Genomic DNA, 15,649 nt, shown 5'->3' on the forward strand with positions numbered 1-15,649 from the left:
GCTCGGCACGCGACACCTCTTCTGCCAGTTGCAGCGCGGCGTCCAGATTGCCGGAGCGGAACTCGACCTGAGCGATGCCGAAGCTGGCATCCAGATAGGTCGGCGCAAGCGCAAGCGCCCTGGAAAAGGCTTCACGCGCGGCCGGCAGATTGTTGCGGCCAAGCTCGGCGAAGCCAAGTTGCACCAGGGCATCGGCATTGTCGGGCTTGAGCGCCAGCGCACGCCGCAGCAGCTTCGCCGATTCGTCGAAATGCTGGGCTTGCCTGGCCTTGACGCCGGAGGCGTACAGTTCGTCGACCGCCTGGGCCAGCGCGGCGGCAGGCGCCGTTTCAACCGCCAGGAAAACGCATGCCGCAATGACGGCGCGCCGGCCGCGCCACATCAGCGTTTCCCGCTCTTGCGCGCCAGCAGGCGCGCAAGCCGGGCCAGCAGCTCCTCGGGAATGAAGGGTTTCACAAGGTAGTCGTCGGCCCCCTTCTCAAGGGCCGAGACGATGTCCCTTTCGCCCTTGCGGGCGGTCAGCATGACAACCGGGATTTCCGACAAAGCCGGGTCGCTCTTGATGCGGGCAAGAACCTCCAGGCCGTCGGCCTTGGGCATCATCGCATCGAGCACGATGATGTCCGGCGCCTCATGCTCCGCCTTCAAGAGCGCTTCCGCCCCGTCTATGGCCTTGATGACCTCGTATCCCTTTGCCCTGAGCCTGAATTCCATCAGTTCGAGCAAGAGGGGATCGTCATCGCAAATCAGAACTCTTGCCTTCGCTCCGTTCATCAGCCTTGCTCCGGTTCGCGCCTCGTTTTGCCGCTTGCCCCCCGGAGTGATTGATCCATGAACCGACATCCGCCAACGCGGTTCATGCAGACAGAGACATTCTTCTCAATCTCTCGCCGAGCTCCGCCGATGCTGCGCGATTATAGACAACCTGATTCGCTACGCCTGCACCTCGGCACAATCAGTAGATGAATAAGGCGACATGGTATAGGAGCCGTGAACGGCGTCGCACAGTCTGCAGCCAGACTGCGCTCGGTGCCCACGCCAAACGTCGGATCAGGCGCGCGATAGAAGCAATCTTTTGACTTCACCGGCAAGCGCAAGCGGGTCGAATGGTTTGGCGATCACCCCTACCGCCCCCATCGCCAGATAGCGTTCGACTTCATGCGTCTGGGTGCGCGCGGTGATGAACACCACGGGTATCGAAGCCGTCGGCCCAGACTGGGCCAAGCGCCTCAGCGTCTCCGGTCCATCCATATCCGGCATCATTACGTCGAGCAGAATGAGATCGGGCCGCCATTCGGCGGCATCGACCAGCGCCTGCATGCCGGACGGGCAGGACCGCACCTCGAATTCCGGCTCGAGCTCCAGCGACATCTGGGCGATTTCGCGGATATCGTCCTCGTCATCCACATAGAGAATCCTTGCGGGCATGAGCGTCACTCCTCGGCGTGCGCGGCAGGTTGAGTGCGGGGCGAAACCAACATGCTCCTGACCAGCTTTGCCACATCGATTTCCGACGCCCTGGTCTTGGTCATGATGGCCTGAACCCGATCACCGAGTTTCTGGTCGAGCTCCGCCGCCGAAAACACGATGACCCCGGTCTCGAGCGGCAGATCGACCAGCAGGTCCAACCCCGAGCCATCGGGGAGTGCAATATCCAGGATAACCAGGTCGAAGAGATGCTGCGCGATCGCCTCCCGGGCGTCCTTGAGCGTCTTCGCCGAAGTAATCGAGACACCCGAACCCAACCCCTCCGACATCACCGCAAGCACGCCCTCATCGTCCTCGACATGGAGAATCTTCGGCCTCTGCTCGGTCCTGCCAGCAAGGATCTTGGCAAGGGCGGCGTGAAGCCGCTTTGAATCCACCGGCTTCTCCAGCCAGTCGACGATACCGACGGCGCTGCCGTTGAGCGAGCGCCTGGCCTCATCGGCAACGGCGGAGATGACGATGACCGAAATGTCGGAATTCACCGGCGATGCCCTAATGTCGTGGAAGAGCTTGATGCCGGATTCCCCCGCGAGCTTGATGTCGAGGGTCAAGGCCACGTATTCGCGGGACCGCAGAAGCGCCTTTGCGGTGGCGATATCGGGTGCGACGTCGCTGGAAAAGCCTTCCGCATCCAAGAGTGCCGCAATTACTGCGGCGACGTCGGTCTCGTCTTCACAGATCAGAACCCGTAGGCGGCCATCGGGCTTTCGTTTCAGGTGCGGTGGCGGATACGGCCTTGGTTGGTGCCTGCGTACTTCTGCAAGGTCCACGTGGAACGAGGTTCCCTTGCCTTCCTCGGTTTCGAAGGAAACGGCTCCGCCCAGTTTTTCGGTAATGGCCTTGACGATGCTCAAGCCTAGGCCGGTGCCGCCTATCTTACGGGTGCTGGAGGCGTCGGCCTGCTCGAACTTTCCGAATATACGGCTGCGGAAAGCCTCCGGGATGCCAGCGCCCTGGTCCATCACGGAAATCCGCAGCATGTCGTGGTCATGACGCTGGAATTTCACTGTGACAGTACCGTCGGCATGCGAGAACTTGATCGCATTCGACAGGAGGTTCGCCATCACCTGATGCAGGCGATCCGGATCGATGTTGGCCTCGGCGCGCGGCGCATCGTCGATCAGAACGATCCTGATCCGGCTGTCAGCCATGTAGTTGGAGCTGGCGGCAATGGCCTGCTCCAGGACCTGACGGACAGGCATCTGCTTGATCTTGAAGGTGATCACGCCCGATTCGATCTTCTCCATATCCAGAATGTCGTTGATGAGAAGAACCAGCCTTTCGCTATTGGTGTGCGCGATGTTGACGAGATTGGCGGCCTTGGGCGGCAGTTCGCCGGCCACACCGGCCGCAATCAGGCCAAGCGAGCCGCGGATGGAGGTCAGCGGGGTCCGCAATTCGTGGCTGACCGTGGAAATGAAATCATTCTTGAGCTGCGCGGTGCGCTTCTGCTCGGTGATGTCGCGATTGTAGGTGATGACGCCGACGATCTTGCCGGCCTCGTCGCGGAAAGGGGCCTTGAGCGTGTAGAGCCAACCTTGCCGGCCATCCGGGAAAAGCGCGGGCTGGTCGATCCGCAACGTCTGCCCGGCCTCCAGCGCGCCCATCTCATCCTGCCGGAAGCGCTCGGCCACCTCCCTGGGGTAGAAATCGAAATCCGTCTTGCCGATCAGATCGTCGACCGAAGCGGCGCGAACCATTTCGGCGGTGGCGGGGTTGGCGGCGATGAAGCGGCCGTCGACATCTTTTATGTTCAGGCAATCCGGCAGTTCGCGAACCATGGCCCGGTAGGTCATGTTGGACATCAAGAGCTCCCGCCTGCGCTGCTGCCGGTCGAGCAGGACGCCGATGATGATTGTGCTGAGAAAGCGGAACACGAGGGACGGGAACGTGCTCTGCTGCACAAGGCCCGTGACGGCTTGCGCCGGGATGACCAGGAGCGTGATCAGCCCGGCGAGAGCGACCGTTACGCCCAGACCGAATATGTCGTACATGGTGCGCGATCGGGCCGCGACGATGTGGTGCCACGCAATGCCGACGATTGCGGTGATGAGGATACCCATGACACCAGCACCCGCACCCTGTCCGCCGAGATGGATGCGATAAACAATGGAGCCGAACGTGGCGATGAGCATTGCCGGCCATCCGCCAAAGAACGCGGCAGCAGCAATGAAGGCGGCGCGCAGATCGACGACGAAGCCGGAGACGGACAGGGCCGTCGCCATGGAAATGATCGCGCCCACGCACATGACCACGCCGAGAAGCAGCGACTGCATCCGCCGCGAGAGACGCCCGGTGAAATCCGCCACAAGGTCCCAGGCGACCACGAGGATGGAGACCAGGGCAAGGTTGGCGAGGAGTGAGTGCCAGATGTCAGTCATGACTTCGGCTCCTTTTTTCCGATAAATACCGACAAAACCTATCCGAGGTCTAAAGAAGCTGCCCGGCCATGCCGTTCTATTCCCTTTTGGGCACATGGGACCCGAGAGTACCTTTGCGATCTTCCATGAAGCCGATCAGCTCATGATTCGACGGTGTCGTAAGCGCAGATGAGCAAGAGGCATCGCGGCAAATTCGGGTCTTGCACATGATCTGTAAAGTGTCGCCTTGAACATCTCCTTCTTTCCATACATAGGTCGACCAGGTGGGTGGCGGCTCAACATGGAACTTCAATGAACCTCCCTATCTTCGCCATCAACCTCGATCGCGAGACCCAGCGCTGGAGCGAATTGCTCGCCAGCGCCGAAGCGGCGGGACTGACCTTGCAGCGCATTGCCGCCGTCGACGGTCGGGCGCTTGCTGAAAAAGACTGGACGGAGATCGATCTTCCAGCCGCGCGCAAGCTGAGCGGGCGCGACATCCTTTCGGGCGAATATGCCTGTTACCGCAGCCATATCCGGGCGCTGGAAACGTTCCTGGCCGGTGGCAGCGCCCATGGCCTGATTGTCGAGGACGACGTCCTCTTCAGCGAAAGCACCATGCGGCGCATCGAGGCCATCATCGCGGCGGTGCCGGATTTCGATGTCATCAAGCTGACCAACCATCGCATGAGCTTCTTCATGCGCGCGGTCGAGACGGCGGAAGGCGATGAGATCGGTCGTGCGCTGCATGGCCCGCAAGGCTCGGCCGCCGCCTATCTGGTGACGCGAGAGGGCGCGCAGGGTCTGTTGTCGGCGCTCGCCGTAATGAAAATGCCATGGGACGTCGCGCTCGAGCGCTTTTGGGATACTGGCCTGAAAGTCTATTCGGTCCGCCAAAACGTGCTTGGCTTCGCCGCCAGCAGTGGGATCTCGGGCATAGCCGGTCCCTCGGGAAGCTACAAATCCGCAAGGCTGGGCGGGCCGAGCCGGCTACGTGCCGGGGTGTTACGGGCCAGCGACGAACTGCGCCGCCTGCATCACGTCCTGCTGCCGCCCCCTCTGCCGCGAGATGCCCTGGATGATGCCAAGGACAACGCGCCGCGCCACACCTTGCTTCTGTTGCTTGCGGCACTCGCCATTCTCGCTTTGGTCTCCGCGGTGTGGCGCGAGGCCGACACCTACCGCTATGCGGGCCTGGCGCTGGCCCTGGTCGCGGTCATCCGCTGGTTCAGAGTGGACTTGTGGACCTACAGCAAACCGCTGATCGGTTGGGTCGGCTTCCTGTGTCTGGGCTGGTCGCTCTACGTCTTCATCCGACTGGCGATCGTCTATTTCGGCACCCACCAGTTGGGTGGCGCCGAAGGCATTTACATGTTTCCGCTGTTCTACGCGACGACCGGCTTCGCGTTTCTGCTGTTTGTCAGGCAACCCGCACGGCTCGTGCTCTGGTTCATGATCCTCAGTCTCGTCTTCCTAGCGGCGGACACCTTCTATTCGGACATGTTTCAAGGCGTCCAACCTGCCCCGTGGCTTTTCAACAATCCCATCCACGCGTCGGTGGCGGCCGGTTTCATCTTCCTCTGCACGCTGCAATTCATGGCCTACTCGGCGCAGAGAACGGACCTCGGAAAAGCAACCAAGAACCTGCATTGGGCCCTGTCGACAGCCGTCCTGCTGCTTGCCCTCGTCAATATCATCGAGATGCGCTCAAAGGGAGTGTGGCTTGCGCTTGCGCTCGCTCTGCTCTTGTTGGCGGTCATGACCCTGGCGAGAGGCCATCGCCGCGAACTGTTGGTTTCGGGTGGCGTGCTGGTGATCGTGGCGGCCGGCATTGTCGCGGCACACAACATCTTCTCGTCCACCGCCGACGATACCATGGCATTCGTCAAAACCTTGGTTCCGGATGTGTTCAGGCATGGGGTCCTCCCCGCCTTCGACCGCGCCATCGCGAGCGACGCGGTTCCGCTTGCAGCCAAGGAAAGGCTGATGCTGTGGGCGGATGCGATCAATATCTGGAAGCGCCACCCGATCTTCGGAGCCAGTTCCAGCTGGCTGACCGAATGGCAGAGCAGAACCTATCATCCCATGATCTTCAATGTCTTCCACAATGGTTATCTGGAGATTGCCGTGCGTTATGGGGTGGTCGGACTGGCGTTCTTTGCCTTTCTCTACACCTGGTCGGCCAGGCAGGTTCTGCTGGCCATGCGAGCCAAGCTCGTCGCTCCGGCCGCATGGTCCTGCTACATCTCCACACTGGTCTTCTTCGCCCTAACCATCCTCACCAATTCCAACAACCGGCTGGCCATGGGCGAGGCCTTCATGTGGTTTGCCGCAGCGTTCGGCTTCTATTGTTTTTATGTTCGCCAGCAGAAGAACCTTGTCGCGCCGCGGACCTATTTTTAGGGCCTGCCGGCGCAGCACGTATCTGACCAGCCGATTGCGACCAATCCACCTTTGACGCCCCGCTCAATTTCCCGATAATCGGGAAAGTCGATGCCAAAATCGATGGCTTATCGCCGGCAACCCCTTCGTTACGATCGACACGGATCACAGACAGGGGTTGTCACGGACATGCTGACGGACAGGCAGGCACGCGAGGCGGTGGAGCAGTACCGCGAGGAAGGATACGCGGTCGTTCGACAATTCGTCGACGGCGACGAGATGATCCGGCTGAAGAAGGAAACCGATGCGGTCTATGCCGAAGGCCTCAAGCATCACGCCACCTTCCGGCACGGCAACCTGAATTTCCAGATCCTGCCTGAATCGGACTTTGGCCAACGCTATGTGCTGCAGGCTTACTGGTTTTCCTGGATCAATTCCTATTTCGAAGAATTCCGCCGCAATCCCGACTATCTGAAGCTGCTCGAGAGCCTGATCGGCCGTGACATAAGGCAGATCGCCCAACAGCTGCACTGGAAGCCGCCCGGCGCCAATGTCACGGGTTATCGCTTCCACCAGGATTTGCGCTTCCGTAACCAGGCGGCCTTCGACAATGTCGCCGACGCCACCGTGACAACAGGCCTCGCGGTCGATCGGGCGACGCTGGACAATGGCTGCCTTCAGGTCGTGCCCGGCAGCCACAAGCTCGGCTATCTCGGCCTGTCGGACGAGGGAACCGGCGAGCTGATGAAGGGCCTGACCGCCGAAGAAGAGTTGCGCAAAGTCGGCATCGACCCGGCGACCATCGTTCCGCTGGTGCTAGAGCCGGGCGACCTTGCTTTATGGGGGCTGCTTACCGTGCACGGCTCCTCGCCCAACAAATCGCAGCACGACCGGGCCTTTGCGCTGTCCAGCTATGTGCGGGCCGATACGACGCAACGTGGCGAATGGGCGTTCAGGGACGGCGTTTCGGTGCCGCTCGGCAAGACGCCGGCACTGTGCAAATACGAAAAGCTCTTCGAGGAGCCGGGACCGATGTACGACACCACCGCCTGGTGGAAATGACGCTGCCGCGTCGGGCGACGGGGGCAGAGGGGGCCTGGCGTTCGCGCCAGGCCCCTGACGGCGTTGGCCATGGACAATCGGGCAGCATTTCAGGCGGTGAAGTCGGCCGACAGTTCGCGGATCAGGAAATCGACGAACGCGCGCACCTTGGCCGCAATATAGGTGCGGTGCGGATAGAGCGCGTAGATCGGGCTGGAGCCGGGGCGAAACTCATCCAGCTGCACTTCCAGCCGGCCGTCCCTGATCGCAGCGTCGACCAGCAGGCTGGGCAGGTTGCCGATGCCGAAACCGGCGGTGGTCATCTGGTAGGCGGCCTCGACGCTGTTGGTCGAGATCCGCCCCCCGATAGCCGCATCGAAAGGGCCGTCGGGTCCGATGAATGGCCACGTGCCAAGGCGCTTGGCGAAATTGCTCAGCACGCAGGAATGGCTTGCCAGCTCATCCGGGTGGACCGGACGGCCGTTTGCATCCCAATAATCGGGCGTAGCGCAGACATAATTGCGGACGTCACCAAGCCGGCGGGCAATCAGGGCGGAATCCGCCTGACCGCCGAAGCGGATGGCCACATCGTAGCCTTCCTCGACAATGCCGACGACATAACGCGCGGTGAGGTCGAACTCGATCGTGGTGAGCGGGTTTTCTTCGAGGAATTTCGGCACCAACTTGGTTATGCGCGTGTGGCCCAGAACATTGGAGCAGGAAACCCGGATCAGGCCGCGCGTCTCCTTGTGCAGGCCGCGCGTCGAATCCTGCAGTTCGGATATGTCGTCGAGCAGGCTGCGCGCACGCGGAGCATAGTCGCGGCCCGCCTCGGTGAGGCTGAGACGCCTTGTGGTGCGATTGATGAGCCGGACGCCAAGGTCGTCTTCCAGTTCCTTGATGGTGCGGCTGACGGCCGTCGTCGACATGTTGAGATCGCGCGCCGCCGCCGACAGGCTGCCCAGCAGGCAAACCCGATCGAACACCCGCATCGCCGTCAGAAGATTCATCTTGCCTTCCCCTCGCCGTCGCGGCCCCGCCGCCATCGGCTGCGTCCTGTAGAAAACAGCGCCCAGCAACGACGCGGCAAGGGCATTCCACCGAATTTGGGCGTAAAATCAACAATGGGAGAACCGATATGACATCCAGACCTCTTCATCCCGCGATCGGCACATTTGCGAAAGGCGCAAAGAGCGGCGCGCTTGGCCGCCGCGAGTTCCTGGCGCTGGCCAGCGCCTTCGGCGCCAGCACGGCGATTGCCTACGGGCTCATCGGTCAGCCGGTCCCGGCGCGAGCCGAGGAAGCCGTCCAACCCAGGAAGGGCGGCGTGGTGCGTGTTGCCATGCAGGTGATGGAGCTGGAAGACCCGCGCAAGTTCAAGGTTTCGCAGATGGGCAACATCGCCATGCAGTTTCTCGAACCGCTGGTGCGCTGGAAGCCGGATTTCACCTTCGAGCCGGTGCTGCTGCAGAGCTGGGAGATCAATGCGGACGCGACGGAATATGTGCTCAAGGTGCGCCCGGGGGTGAAATGGTCGAACGGCGACGATTTCACCGCCACGGATGTTGCCTTCAACATCACGCGCTGGTGCGAGAAGGATGCCGCCGGCAACTCGATGGCCGGGCGCATGACCGCGCTGATCGATCCCGACACCAAGGTGGCGCGCACTGGTGCCATCGAGGTTCGCGACGGCCACACCGTGGTCCTGAAACTGTCTCAGCCCGACATCACCATCATCCCAGCGATGACCGACTATCCGGCATTGATCGTCCACCACACATTCAATCCGAAGGCGGCGCCACTGTCGGCCAACCCCGTTTGCACGGGCCCGTTCGAACTTAAAAGACTCGATGTCGGCGTTGCTGCCTCGGTGCGCAAGCGGCCGGACGGGTCGTGGTGGGGCGGCGAGGTGTTCCTCGACGGCATCGACTGGACCGACTACGGCACCGACTCGGCCGCCACCGTCTCCGCATTCGAATCCGGTGAGATCGACCTGAATGGGCAGACGCAGTCCTATGACGTCGCCATGCTCGACAGGCTGGGCCTGAAGAAAAGCGAGATCGTCACTGCCGCCACCCTGGTCTCGCGCTGCAACGTCAACGCCAAACCCTATGACGACAAGCGCGTGCGCAACGCCATACAGCTTGCGGTCGACAACGAAGCGGTGCTGCAACTGGGCGCCGACGGCATGGGTATCGTCGCGCAGAACGATCATGTCGGACCGATGCATCCCGAACACGCCGACTTGCCGCCGATCAAACGTGATCCGGTCCGGGCCAGGGCATTGCTCGAGGAAGCCGGCCAGCTCGATTTCGAATTTGATCTGATCTCGGTCGAAGCCGATTACCGCAAGGAAAGCTCCGATGCCGTCGCCCAGCAGATGCGCGACGCGGGCTTCAAGGTGAAACGCACTGTCATCCCGGAATCGGCATTCTGGAACGACTGGACGAAGTATCCCTTCGCGACCACCAATTGGAACGCCCGACCGCTCGGCATCCAGACCTATGCGCTTGCCTACCAGACCGGTTCGGCATGGAACGAGACAGGGTTCGCCGATCCCGACTTCGATGCCAAGGTCCACAAGGCCAACGCCATCGCCGATCCGGAGCAGCGCCGTGCGGTGATGAAGGAACTGCAGGTCATGCTGCAGGATTCCGGCATCATCGTTCAGCCCTACTGGCGAAAGCTGTTCTGCCATATGAAACCTGCCTTGATGGGCTACCAGATGCATCAGGCCTATGAGCAGGACTTCACCCGGGCCTGGCTCGCGGCCTGATCGCGGGCAACCCTTCCGACAGGCGGCGCATTTTCCGGCGCCGCCCTTCGCCTGCTCACCGGGAAAATTGCGCCGAAGCGTCGGCATCAAGGGCGCTCGAGGAGCAGTGCAGGCTTCGCATCGGGCATGATGCACAGGTGCGGCCACACGCGCCATGCCTTGGCAGGTCGGCCGGAATCCCGGGCCGCTGCACCGGACCGGCTGGCACATCAAGCGTGTTAAACATTCTGGTTTCCGCCTCTGTCATCATCAAGCTCCGGTTCATGGCTGGAGCTTACTTTTGACTGATGGAAGTGAAACCCGCTTTCCCGGGCAACGACCTTCCCGAAAACCGGGAGAATTCGCGCTCTTGGTACCGACAGGAACCGAAGCGGCAAGATCGAGCCGCATGAGCGGTCTGCCGCCGCCTGATGTTTATGCCGGATCTCAACAGGTCTCTGCCGCTCAATTGAACTGAATTCGCCTGCTTATTGCGCGGAACTCCAGCCTGTCTCGGGCGTTGGACGCCAATATCTGCAAGATATTTTCCGGTCGACGACAGGCAGTATTATGAAGCTGGCGAAACGCCCCGAGCCACACACGGTCTTCGGACATGAAGCAATTTTGCGGTTGAGATCGCGGAACATGCGGCGTTATTTCCATCCTACCTGGAGACCTTAAATTGCCAGTTCGAATATGCTGCGTCTTTGGCAGCTGGCAATTGCTCAGCCTGGTTGCCTCTCTTCGCCAGTCAACAATGGATGGAAGCTCCCCGGCGGATGAGGAGCATGAGGATTACCTTCTGCTCTATGAAACGGCCGGCGTTTCCGAGCATTTCAAGACCGGTCTTGCTGAACTTGCGTCTACAGTATGGACCTGGAAACGGATCATATGGGCATACGACCTTCTGACGTCCGAGCGTAAATATGGGCAACTGCAAATTTTCCGGATCCATCGTCTGATCCGAGACACAATTGGCATCGACGCGAGTTCCGCGGTTGAAATCTGGGCCTGCTTCGTTAACCGGCCATCGGAAAAAATACTGCTGGACTCATACCCAGAAGCCAAGATCGTTTTGTATGAGGATGGCTTGACGTCATACCTTCCATTCGAAATTTCAACCATGTCATGGCCGCCAGGCACCAGGTTTAGACGGCGCATCACCGGAGCCTTGATTGCAGGACTCTCTACAATTTCACCGGCGTTCCGACTGAGGAAAGCGGCCGACAAGATAGAAAGACACCATCTGAGACGGGTGACAAAGTTTTATTCTTTGCTCCACGAAATCCCCATTCACGATGCTCTGGAGAACGTACCAAGATTTCAGGTCGGCGCTTCGCTGATGCGCGACGTAATAGATGAAGCCTGCAGGGATGCGCTTTCCGGCGGCAATGAACATTGCCGTGCGTCAGCCAACCCACGGATCCTGCTGCTCGGCCAGGCATTGTCGCGAAACGGCATAATGTCGTACGCGCACGAGGCGGCGATCTATAGACGCATTGCGGAGCAGATCGTTGAGAGAGGATACGACGTCGTCTGGAAGGAACATCCCAGAATAAGCACGCCCTTCTTCCCCGAATTGCTGGATACCATCGGCAATGTGACGGCCGACGCCAGCACCAGGATCATGGAGGCGAACCTTCCGCACATATATCCGATAGAGCTTGTCGTATCCCGGATGAACATTGTTGGGTGCGTCTCCGGCACGTCAGCTGCCCTTCTCTACCTGAAGTGGCTTTACGGCATCAAAACATACACATTTGCGGAAACCTTGATCCCCCTGATGACTGGCGCGGATATTCTGATGAGCGAAATGGTGAAAGCCCATGCGGAGCCCTTTTCAGGGCTCCAATCTTTGAACGCAACCAAGGATCCGTTGAAAGGCGGCAGCCCCGAACAGGTTGAACACGATCCTTTGAATCCAACTCAGGCAAACTCGATCTGAGACACCATCGATGTCAAAGCCGCTTTCAGTCCTTCAACGTGCCACCAGGGCCGACGTTCGATCAGAGCCGTTTCCACACATCATCCTGCGCGACGCCCTTCCCCTCGATCTCTACCAGGAGTTGGCCGACACGTTTCCCGCTCCGGAAGCGCTCGAAATTGATACGCGCCGCAACAACACCAGATGGGACTATGAGGCCCACCGCGTTCGGTCGAACGAAGCTGTGCCGCAAATATGGCGCGATTTTATCGCCTACCACGTATCTCAAGCATTTTTCGACGAACTCGCCGACCTGTTCTACGACGATATTCACAAGCTTTACCCTGATTATTATCCCAATTATGAACGCCTCAAGAGTATGAAAGCGGGCATCAGGTTTAGTGACACCTATGCAACGCGCGACATACTGATGGATGCGATGCTCAGCGGGAACACGCCGGTAACCAATGCCGGATCGGTGCGGACAAGCCACATCGACAATGGCGACAAGCTATTTTCTGGCCTGTTTTATATGAGGCCGGAAGATTATGATGCCGTTGGCGGGGACCTGACAATTAGTCGTTTCAAGTCCAAATACGCCACGCTGAAAGCCAAAGCGACACTCTTCAATGATGCCTATGTCGACGACACCCATTTGGAATGCGTCGAAACAGTTAAATACGACAAGAACATTCTTGTATTGTTCATCAATTCGATTGAATCGGTCCACGGCGTCACAGTCCGCCAACCCACCAACAAATCCCGGCTTTTCGTCAACCTGGTTGGAGAAGTCGAAAAGCCATTCTACATCAAAGGAAAAAAGATACGGCCGCGCTATGTCCCGGCGCATCAAGACCAGGATGAGGCGGAACAGACCTGGCTGAAAAGGCTCAAGCAAAAATTGCGGCTTTGAAAGACAACGTCGTCGATCTGAGTTTCAGCCTGAACCGCCAATACCGAGCCGGTTTCGACCTTCGCGGCGGGCAGGCACAGATTGGAGCAGAATGAGACTTCATCCAGCCGCCGAACGGATTGCTTTTTTCAGCACGCTTGTCGCTGTTCTTGTCCTTGCACTGGTGCCTATACCCGGACTCGAGGAGTACGGGATCGATATCGGTTTCCATTACGACAAGCTGAATCACGCCAGCGCCTTTGCCGTCATGACTTTCCTTGGAGGGCTCGGCTGGCCTGATCGCAAGATCAGGCTGATCGTCTTCCTTGCAGTTGTTGGAGCGGCGATCGAGGTCCTCCAGGGCACGGCGCTGATACGACGTGATCTGGACGTGTCCGACTGGGTTGCCGATTGCGTCGGCATCGCGTGTGGCCTCGTGGCCGTGATCTGTGTGAACTGGATCTTGCGGCGCAGAGGTTGAGCCTGTTCTCAAGCCCTTTGTGCACGGGGCCGATAGCCAGAGGAGTTCGCCCCCGGCTCCATTGACTCGGCGAAATCGGATTGCAACGGTCCGATCCGAGAGTGGGCGGTTTTTTCTACCTTGGCCGGACAGATGAAGCTTCGGGCGCGGCACCCAGGAAGCGCGCCATCAGTATTGAGGGACGATGACGATCAAGATCAGGCTTCCGGGTGGCGTGTTGAAGGTCAAGCAACGTCATGAGTTGCGGCGACGGGAGCACAAGGGCGAAGTCCCGGTCTGGCAGTTTGGCAAATATTTCGTCATCTGGTGGCCCAGTACAATTCCCGATCGACCCTCCAAGAGCTCGAATACTGACGATGAGCTTGAAATGAACATTCCATCGACTGGAGAAAGCACGTAAGCTCTATGCATCATGGCTTTGCGAATCAGATTGCCGGGGGGCACACTGAAGGTGAAGACCTACCGCGAACTGCGTGATCGCGAGCGGGATCGCAGGGTGCCTGTGCTGAAACTGGGATCGCTCTATTTCGTCTGGTCCTCGGCCAAGCATCATTCGCACAGGCACAGTCCGCGGCCCTGACATTTTTTGCCGGGCGAAAACCGCTTGCACACTTTTCCTGAATTGCTCCGGAGCGGCCCCTTCGCAGGCAGCGCAATCTGGATCAGCTTGCCTCGCGCATCGCCTCGGCCGCCTGCAGGTCCACCGACACCAGTTGGCTGACGCCCTGCTCGGCCATGGTCACGCCGAACAGCCGGTTCATGCGCGCCATGGTGATGGGATTGTGGGTGATGATGACGAAACGCGTCTCGGTGGTGGCCGCCATCTCGTCCATGAGATTGCAGAAGCGTTCGACATTGTGGTCGTCGAGCGGCGCGTCGACTTCGTCGAGCACGCAGATCGGCGCCGGGTTGGTCAGGAACACCGCGAAGATCAGCGACATCGCCGTCAACGCCTGCTCGCCGCCGGACAGCAGCGTCATGGTCTGCGGCTTCTTGCCGGGCGGGCGGGCAAGAATTTCGAGGCCAGCCTCGAGCGGATCGTCGGATTCGATCAACTGCAATTCCGCCGTGCCGCCGCCGAACAGATGCGAGAACAGCCGCTGGAAATGGCCGTTGACGACCTCGAAGGCGGCCAGCAACCGCTCGCGACCTTCGCGGTTGAGGCTCTGGATCGCCTGCCTGAGCTTGCGGATCGCCTCGATGATGTCCTCGCGCTCGGAGACGATCGCCTCCAGCCGGTCGGATAGCTCCTTCTGCTCCTCCTCGGCGCGCAGGTTGACGGCGCCGAGCCGTTCGCGCTCGATCTTCAGCCTGTCGAGTTGACGCTCGATCTCGGCCATCTCAGGCATCGGGCTGTCGGCCTCCAGACCGGTGTGGCGGATGACCAGATGCGGCGGCGTGTTCAGCGTTTCCTGTATGCGCGCCTCGACCTCCAGCCGGCGCTCGTCGGCCGCCGTCAGCCGCTCTTCGGCGCGAACGCGGGTCTCGCGCGCCTCGGCCAGGAACTGGATGGCGCCGGTGGCGGCCTTGTCCAGTTCGGATTGCCGGTTCTCCGCTTCCTGCAGACGGTCGGCCGCCGCCTTGCGCAAGCTCTCGGCCTCGGTGAGCTGCGACAGCAAGGCACGCCGCTTGGCGTTGATTTCATCGGGAGCATCGGCCAGCCGCTCGCGTTCGGCCTCGGCCTCGGCCTTGCGTTCGCCGAGCGATGCGATCTGCGTCGAGGCGTTTTCGGCCCGCTCCAGCCAATTGCTGCGCTCGGCGCCAATGGCATCGAGCCGGCGCGCGCGCGCCTCGGCTTCGCGCCGAAGCCCCTCATGCACCGCGCGCGCATCGGCAAGCGCGGCGCGGTCGCGGGCGACATTGGCCGAGGACTGTTCGAGCTGCAATTGCAGATCGCCAAGATCGGGCGCGTCCTGCAGCAGCATTTCCGCCTCGGCGAAGGCGGCCGAAATCTCCTCATGGCTGTCGACGATGCGGGCGCGCGCTTCATCGAGTGCGGCGCGCCGGCTCTGCAATTCGCCGCCGGCCCTCTCGGCCTCGGCCAACGCATTGCGGGCAGCGTCCAGCCGATGCTGAGCGTCACGACCGGCCTGGCGCGTGTTGCGCTCGGCCTCGCTTGCCAGGCGGAGCGCCTGTTCAGCCTCTCCCAGCGCATCCTCGGCCTGGCGCAGGACGAGCGTCGCTTGTATCGCCTCGGCATCGAGCTCAGCCAGCCGGTTCTTCTGCGCCAGCCGTTGTGCTGCGGCGGTCGGCGCATCGGCGCTTGCGGTAAAGCCATCCCAGCGCCAGAGCGCGCCTTCACGGCTGACCAGCCGCTGGCCGGGAG

The 15,649-nt window shown here is 60.6% G+C and carries 14 protein-coding genes; 8 read left to right on the forward strand and 6 right to left on the reverse strand.

The annotated features are described in order from the left end of the window. The 4 genes from EN984_RS03965 to EN984_RS03980 form a co-directional block, all read right to left on the reverse strand. A partial coding sequence (locus tag EN984_RS03965) for a tetratricopeptide repeat protein (RefSeq protein WP_127383639.1) occupies positions 1–382 on the reverse strand: 382 nt, incomplete at its 3' end. Further along, positions 382–774, reverse strand: coding sequence for a response regulator (locus tag EN984_RS03970; RefSeq protein ID WP_127270163.1), 393 nt, complete (start codon positions 772–774; stop codon positions 382–384). The genes EN984_RS03965 and EN984_RS03970, both read right to left, overlap by 1 nt. Positions 775–1,050: 276 nt before the next feature. Next, the gene (locus tag EN984_RS03975; protein WP_127270165.1) at positions 1,051–1,428 is read right to left on the reverse strand and encodes a response regulator; all 378 of its coding nucleotides are present in this window, start codon (positions 1,426–1,428) and stop codon (positions 1,051–1,053) included. 5 nt (positions 1,429–1,433) lie between these two features. Further along, positions 1,434–3,869, reverse strand: a complete 2,436-nt coding sequence (locus EN984_RS03980; protein ID WP_127270470.1) for an ATP-binding protein — start codon at positions 3,867–3,869, stop codon at positions 1,434–1,436. A gap of 291 nt (positions 3,870–4,160) precedes the next feature. Between EN984_RS03980 and EN984_RS03985 the strand changes: the two genes are divergently transcribed. Then, positions 4,161–6,251: an O-antigen ligase family protein gene (locus EN984_RS03985; protein ID WP_127270473.1), complete on the forward strand. Its 2,091-nt coding sequence runs from the start codon at positions 4,161–4,163 to the stop codon at positions 6,249–6,251. 168 nt (positions 6,252–6,419) lie between these two features. After that, on the forward strand, positions 6,420–7,292 hold the full coding sequence (locus tag EN984_RS03990; protein ID WP_236382848.1) for a phytanoyl-CoA dioxygenase family protein: 873 nt from the start codon (positions 6,420–6,422) through the stop codon (positions 7,290–7,292). An 89-nt stretch (positions 7,293–7,381) separates the two neighbouring features. On the opposite strand, the gene EN984_RS03995 is transcribed toward EN984_RS03990, so the two are convergent. Continuing rightward, entirely contained in the window at positions 7,382–8,281 is a 900-nt protein-coding gene (locus EN984_RS03995) for a LysR family transcriptional regulator (protein WP_127270477.1), read from the reverse strand. Between the two features lie 128 nt (positions 8,282–8,409). Between EN984_RS03995 and EN984_RS04000 the strand changes: the two genes are divergently transcribed. From EN984_RS04000 to EN984_RS38110, 6 genes are all read left to right on the forward strand, one after another. Continuing rightward, on the forward strand, positions 8,410–10,047 hold the full coding sequence (locus tag EN984_RS04000) for an ABC transporter substrate-binding protein (protein WP_127270479.1): 1,638 nt from the start codon (positions 8,410–8,412) through the stop codon (positions 10,045–10,047). A gap of 661 nt (positions 10,048–10,708) precedes the next feature. Beyond that, the gene (locus EN984_RS04005) at positions 10,709–11,971 is read left to right on the forward strand and encodes an alpha-2,8-polysialyltransferase family protein (protein WP_236382846.1); all 1,263 of its coding nucleotides are present in this window, start codon (positions 10,709–10,711) and stop codon (positions 11,969–11,971) included. Positions 11,972–11,981: 10 nt separating this feature from the next. Further along, entirely contained in the window at positions 11,982–12,863 is an 882-nt protein-coding gene (locus tag EN984_RS04010; protein ID WP_127268449.1) for a hypothetical protein, read from the forward strand. A gap of 91 nt (positions 12,864–12,954) precedes the next feature. After that, positions 12,955–13,323 (forward strand): hypothetical protein, encoded by a 369-nt coding sequence (locus EN984_RS04015; RefSeq protein ID WP_127268450.1) that lies wholly within the window; start codon positions 12,955–12,957, stop codon positions 13,321–13,323. A gap of 184 nt (positions 13,324–13,507) precedes the next feature. After that, the gene (locus tag EN984_RS04020) at positions 13,508–13,723 is read left to right on the forward strand and encodes a hypothetical protein (protein ID WP_127268451.1); all 216 of its coding nucleotides are present in this window, start codon (positions 13,508–13,510) and stop codon (positions 13,721–13,723) included. A 12-nt stretch (positions 13,724–13,735) separates the two neighbouring features. Further along, positions 13,736–13,903 carry a hypothetical protein gene (locus EN984_RS38110; RefSeq protein ID WP_164775799.1) on the forward strand — a complete coding sequence of 56 codons (168 nt, stop codon included), beginning with the start codon at positions 13,736–13,738 and terminating at the stop codon, positions 13,901–13,903. Positions 13,904–13,985: 82 nt separating this feature from the next. Here EN984_RS38110 and EN984_RS04025 read toward each other — a convergent pair. Then, a partial coding sequence (locus tag EN984_RS04025) for a chromosome segregation SMC family protein (protein WP_164765374.1) occupies positions 13,986–15,649 on the reverse strand: 1,664 nt, incomplete at its 5' end.

The organism is Mesorhizobium sp. M7A.F.Ca.CA.004.12.1.1 (assembly GCF_003997835.1).
Lineage (GTDB): Bacteria > Pseudomonadota > Alphaproteobacteria > Rhizobiales > Rhizobiaceae > Mesorhizobium.

Coding starts and splice junctions, on each gene's coding strand:
- EN984_RS03970 (WP_127270163.1), bottom strand. CDS start 774: ATGAACGGAGCGAAGGCAAGAGTTCTGATTTGCGATGACGATCCCCTC.
- EN984_RS03975 (WP_127270165.1), bottom strand. CDS start 1,428: ATGCCCGCAAGGATTCTCTATGTGGATGACGAGGACGATATCCGCGAA.
- EN984_RS03980 (WP_127270470.1), bottom strand. CDS start 3,869: ATGACTGACATCTGGCACTCACTCCTCGCCAACCTTGCCCTGGTCTCC.
- EN984_RS03985 (WP_127270473.1), top strand. CDS start 4,161: ATGAACCTCCCTATCTTCGCCATCAACCTCGATCGCGAGACCCAGCGC.
- EN984_RS03990 (WP_236382848.1), top strand. CDS start 6,420: ATGCTGACGGACAGGCAGGCACGCGAGGCGGTGGAGCAGTACCGCGAG.
- EN984_RS03995 (WP_127270477.1), bottom strand. CDS start 8,281: ATGAATCTTCTGACGGCGATGCGGGTGTTCGATCGGGTTTGCCTGCTG.
- EN984_RS04000 (WP_127270479.1), top strand. CDS start 8,410: ATGACATCCAGACCTCTTCATCCCGCGATCGGCACATTTGCGAAAGGC.
- EN984_RS04010 (WP_127268449.1), top strand. CDS start 11,982: ATGTCAAAGCCGCTTTCAGTCCTTCAACGTGCCACCAGGGCCGACGTT.
- EN984_RS04015 (WP_127268450.1), top strand. CDS start 12,955: ATGAGACTTCATCCAGCCGCCGAACGGATTGCTTTTTTCAGCACGCTT.
- EN984_RS04020 (WP_127268451.1), top strand. CDS start 13,508: ATGACGATCAAGATCAGGCTTCCGGGTGGCGTGTTGAAGGTCAAGCAA.
- EN984_RS38110 (WP_164775799.1), top strand. CDS start 13,736: ATGGCTTTGCGAATCAGATTGCCGGGGGGCACACTGAAGGTGAAGACC.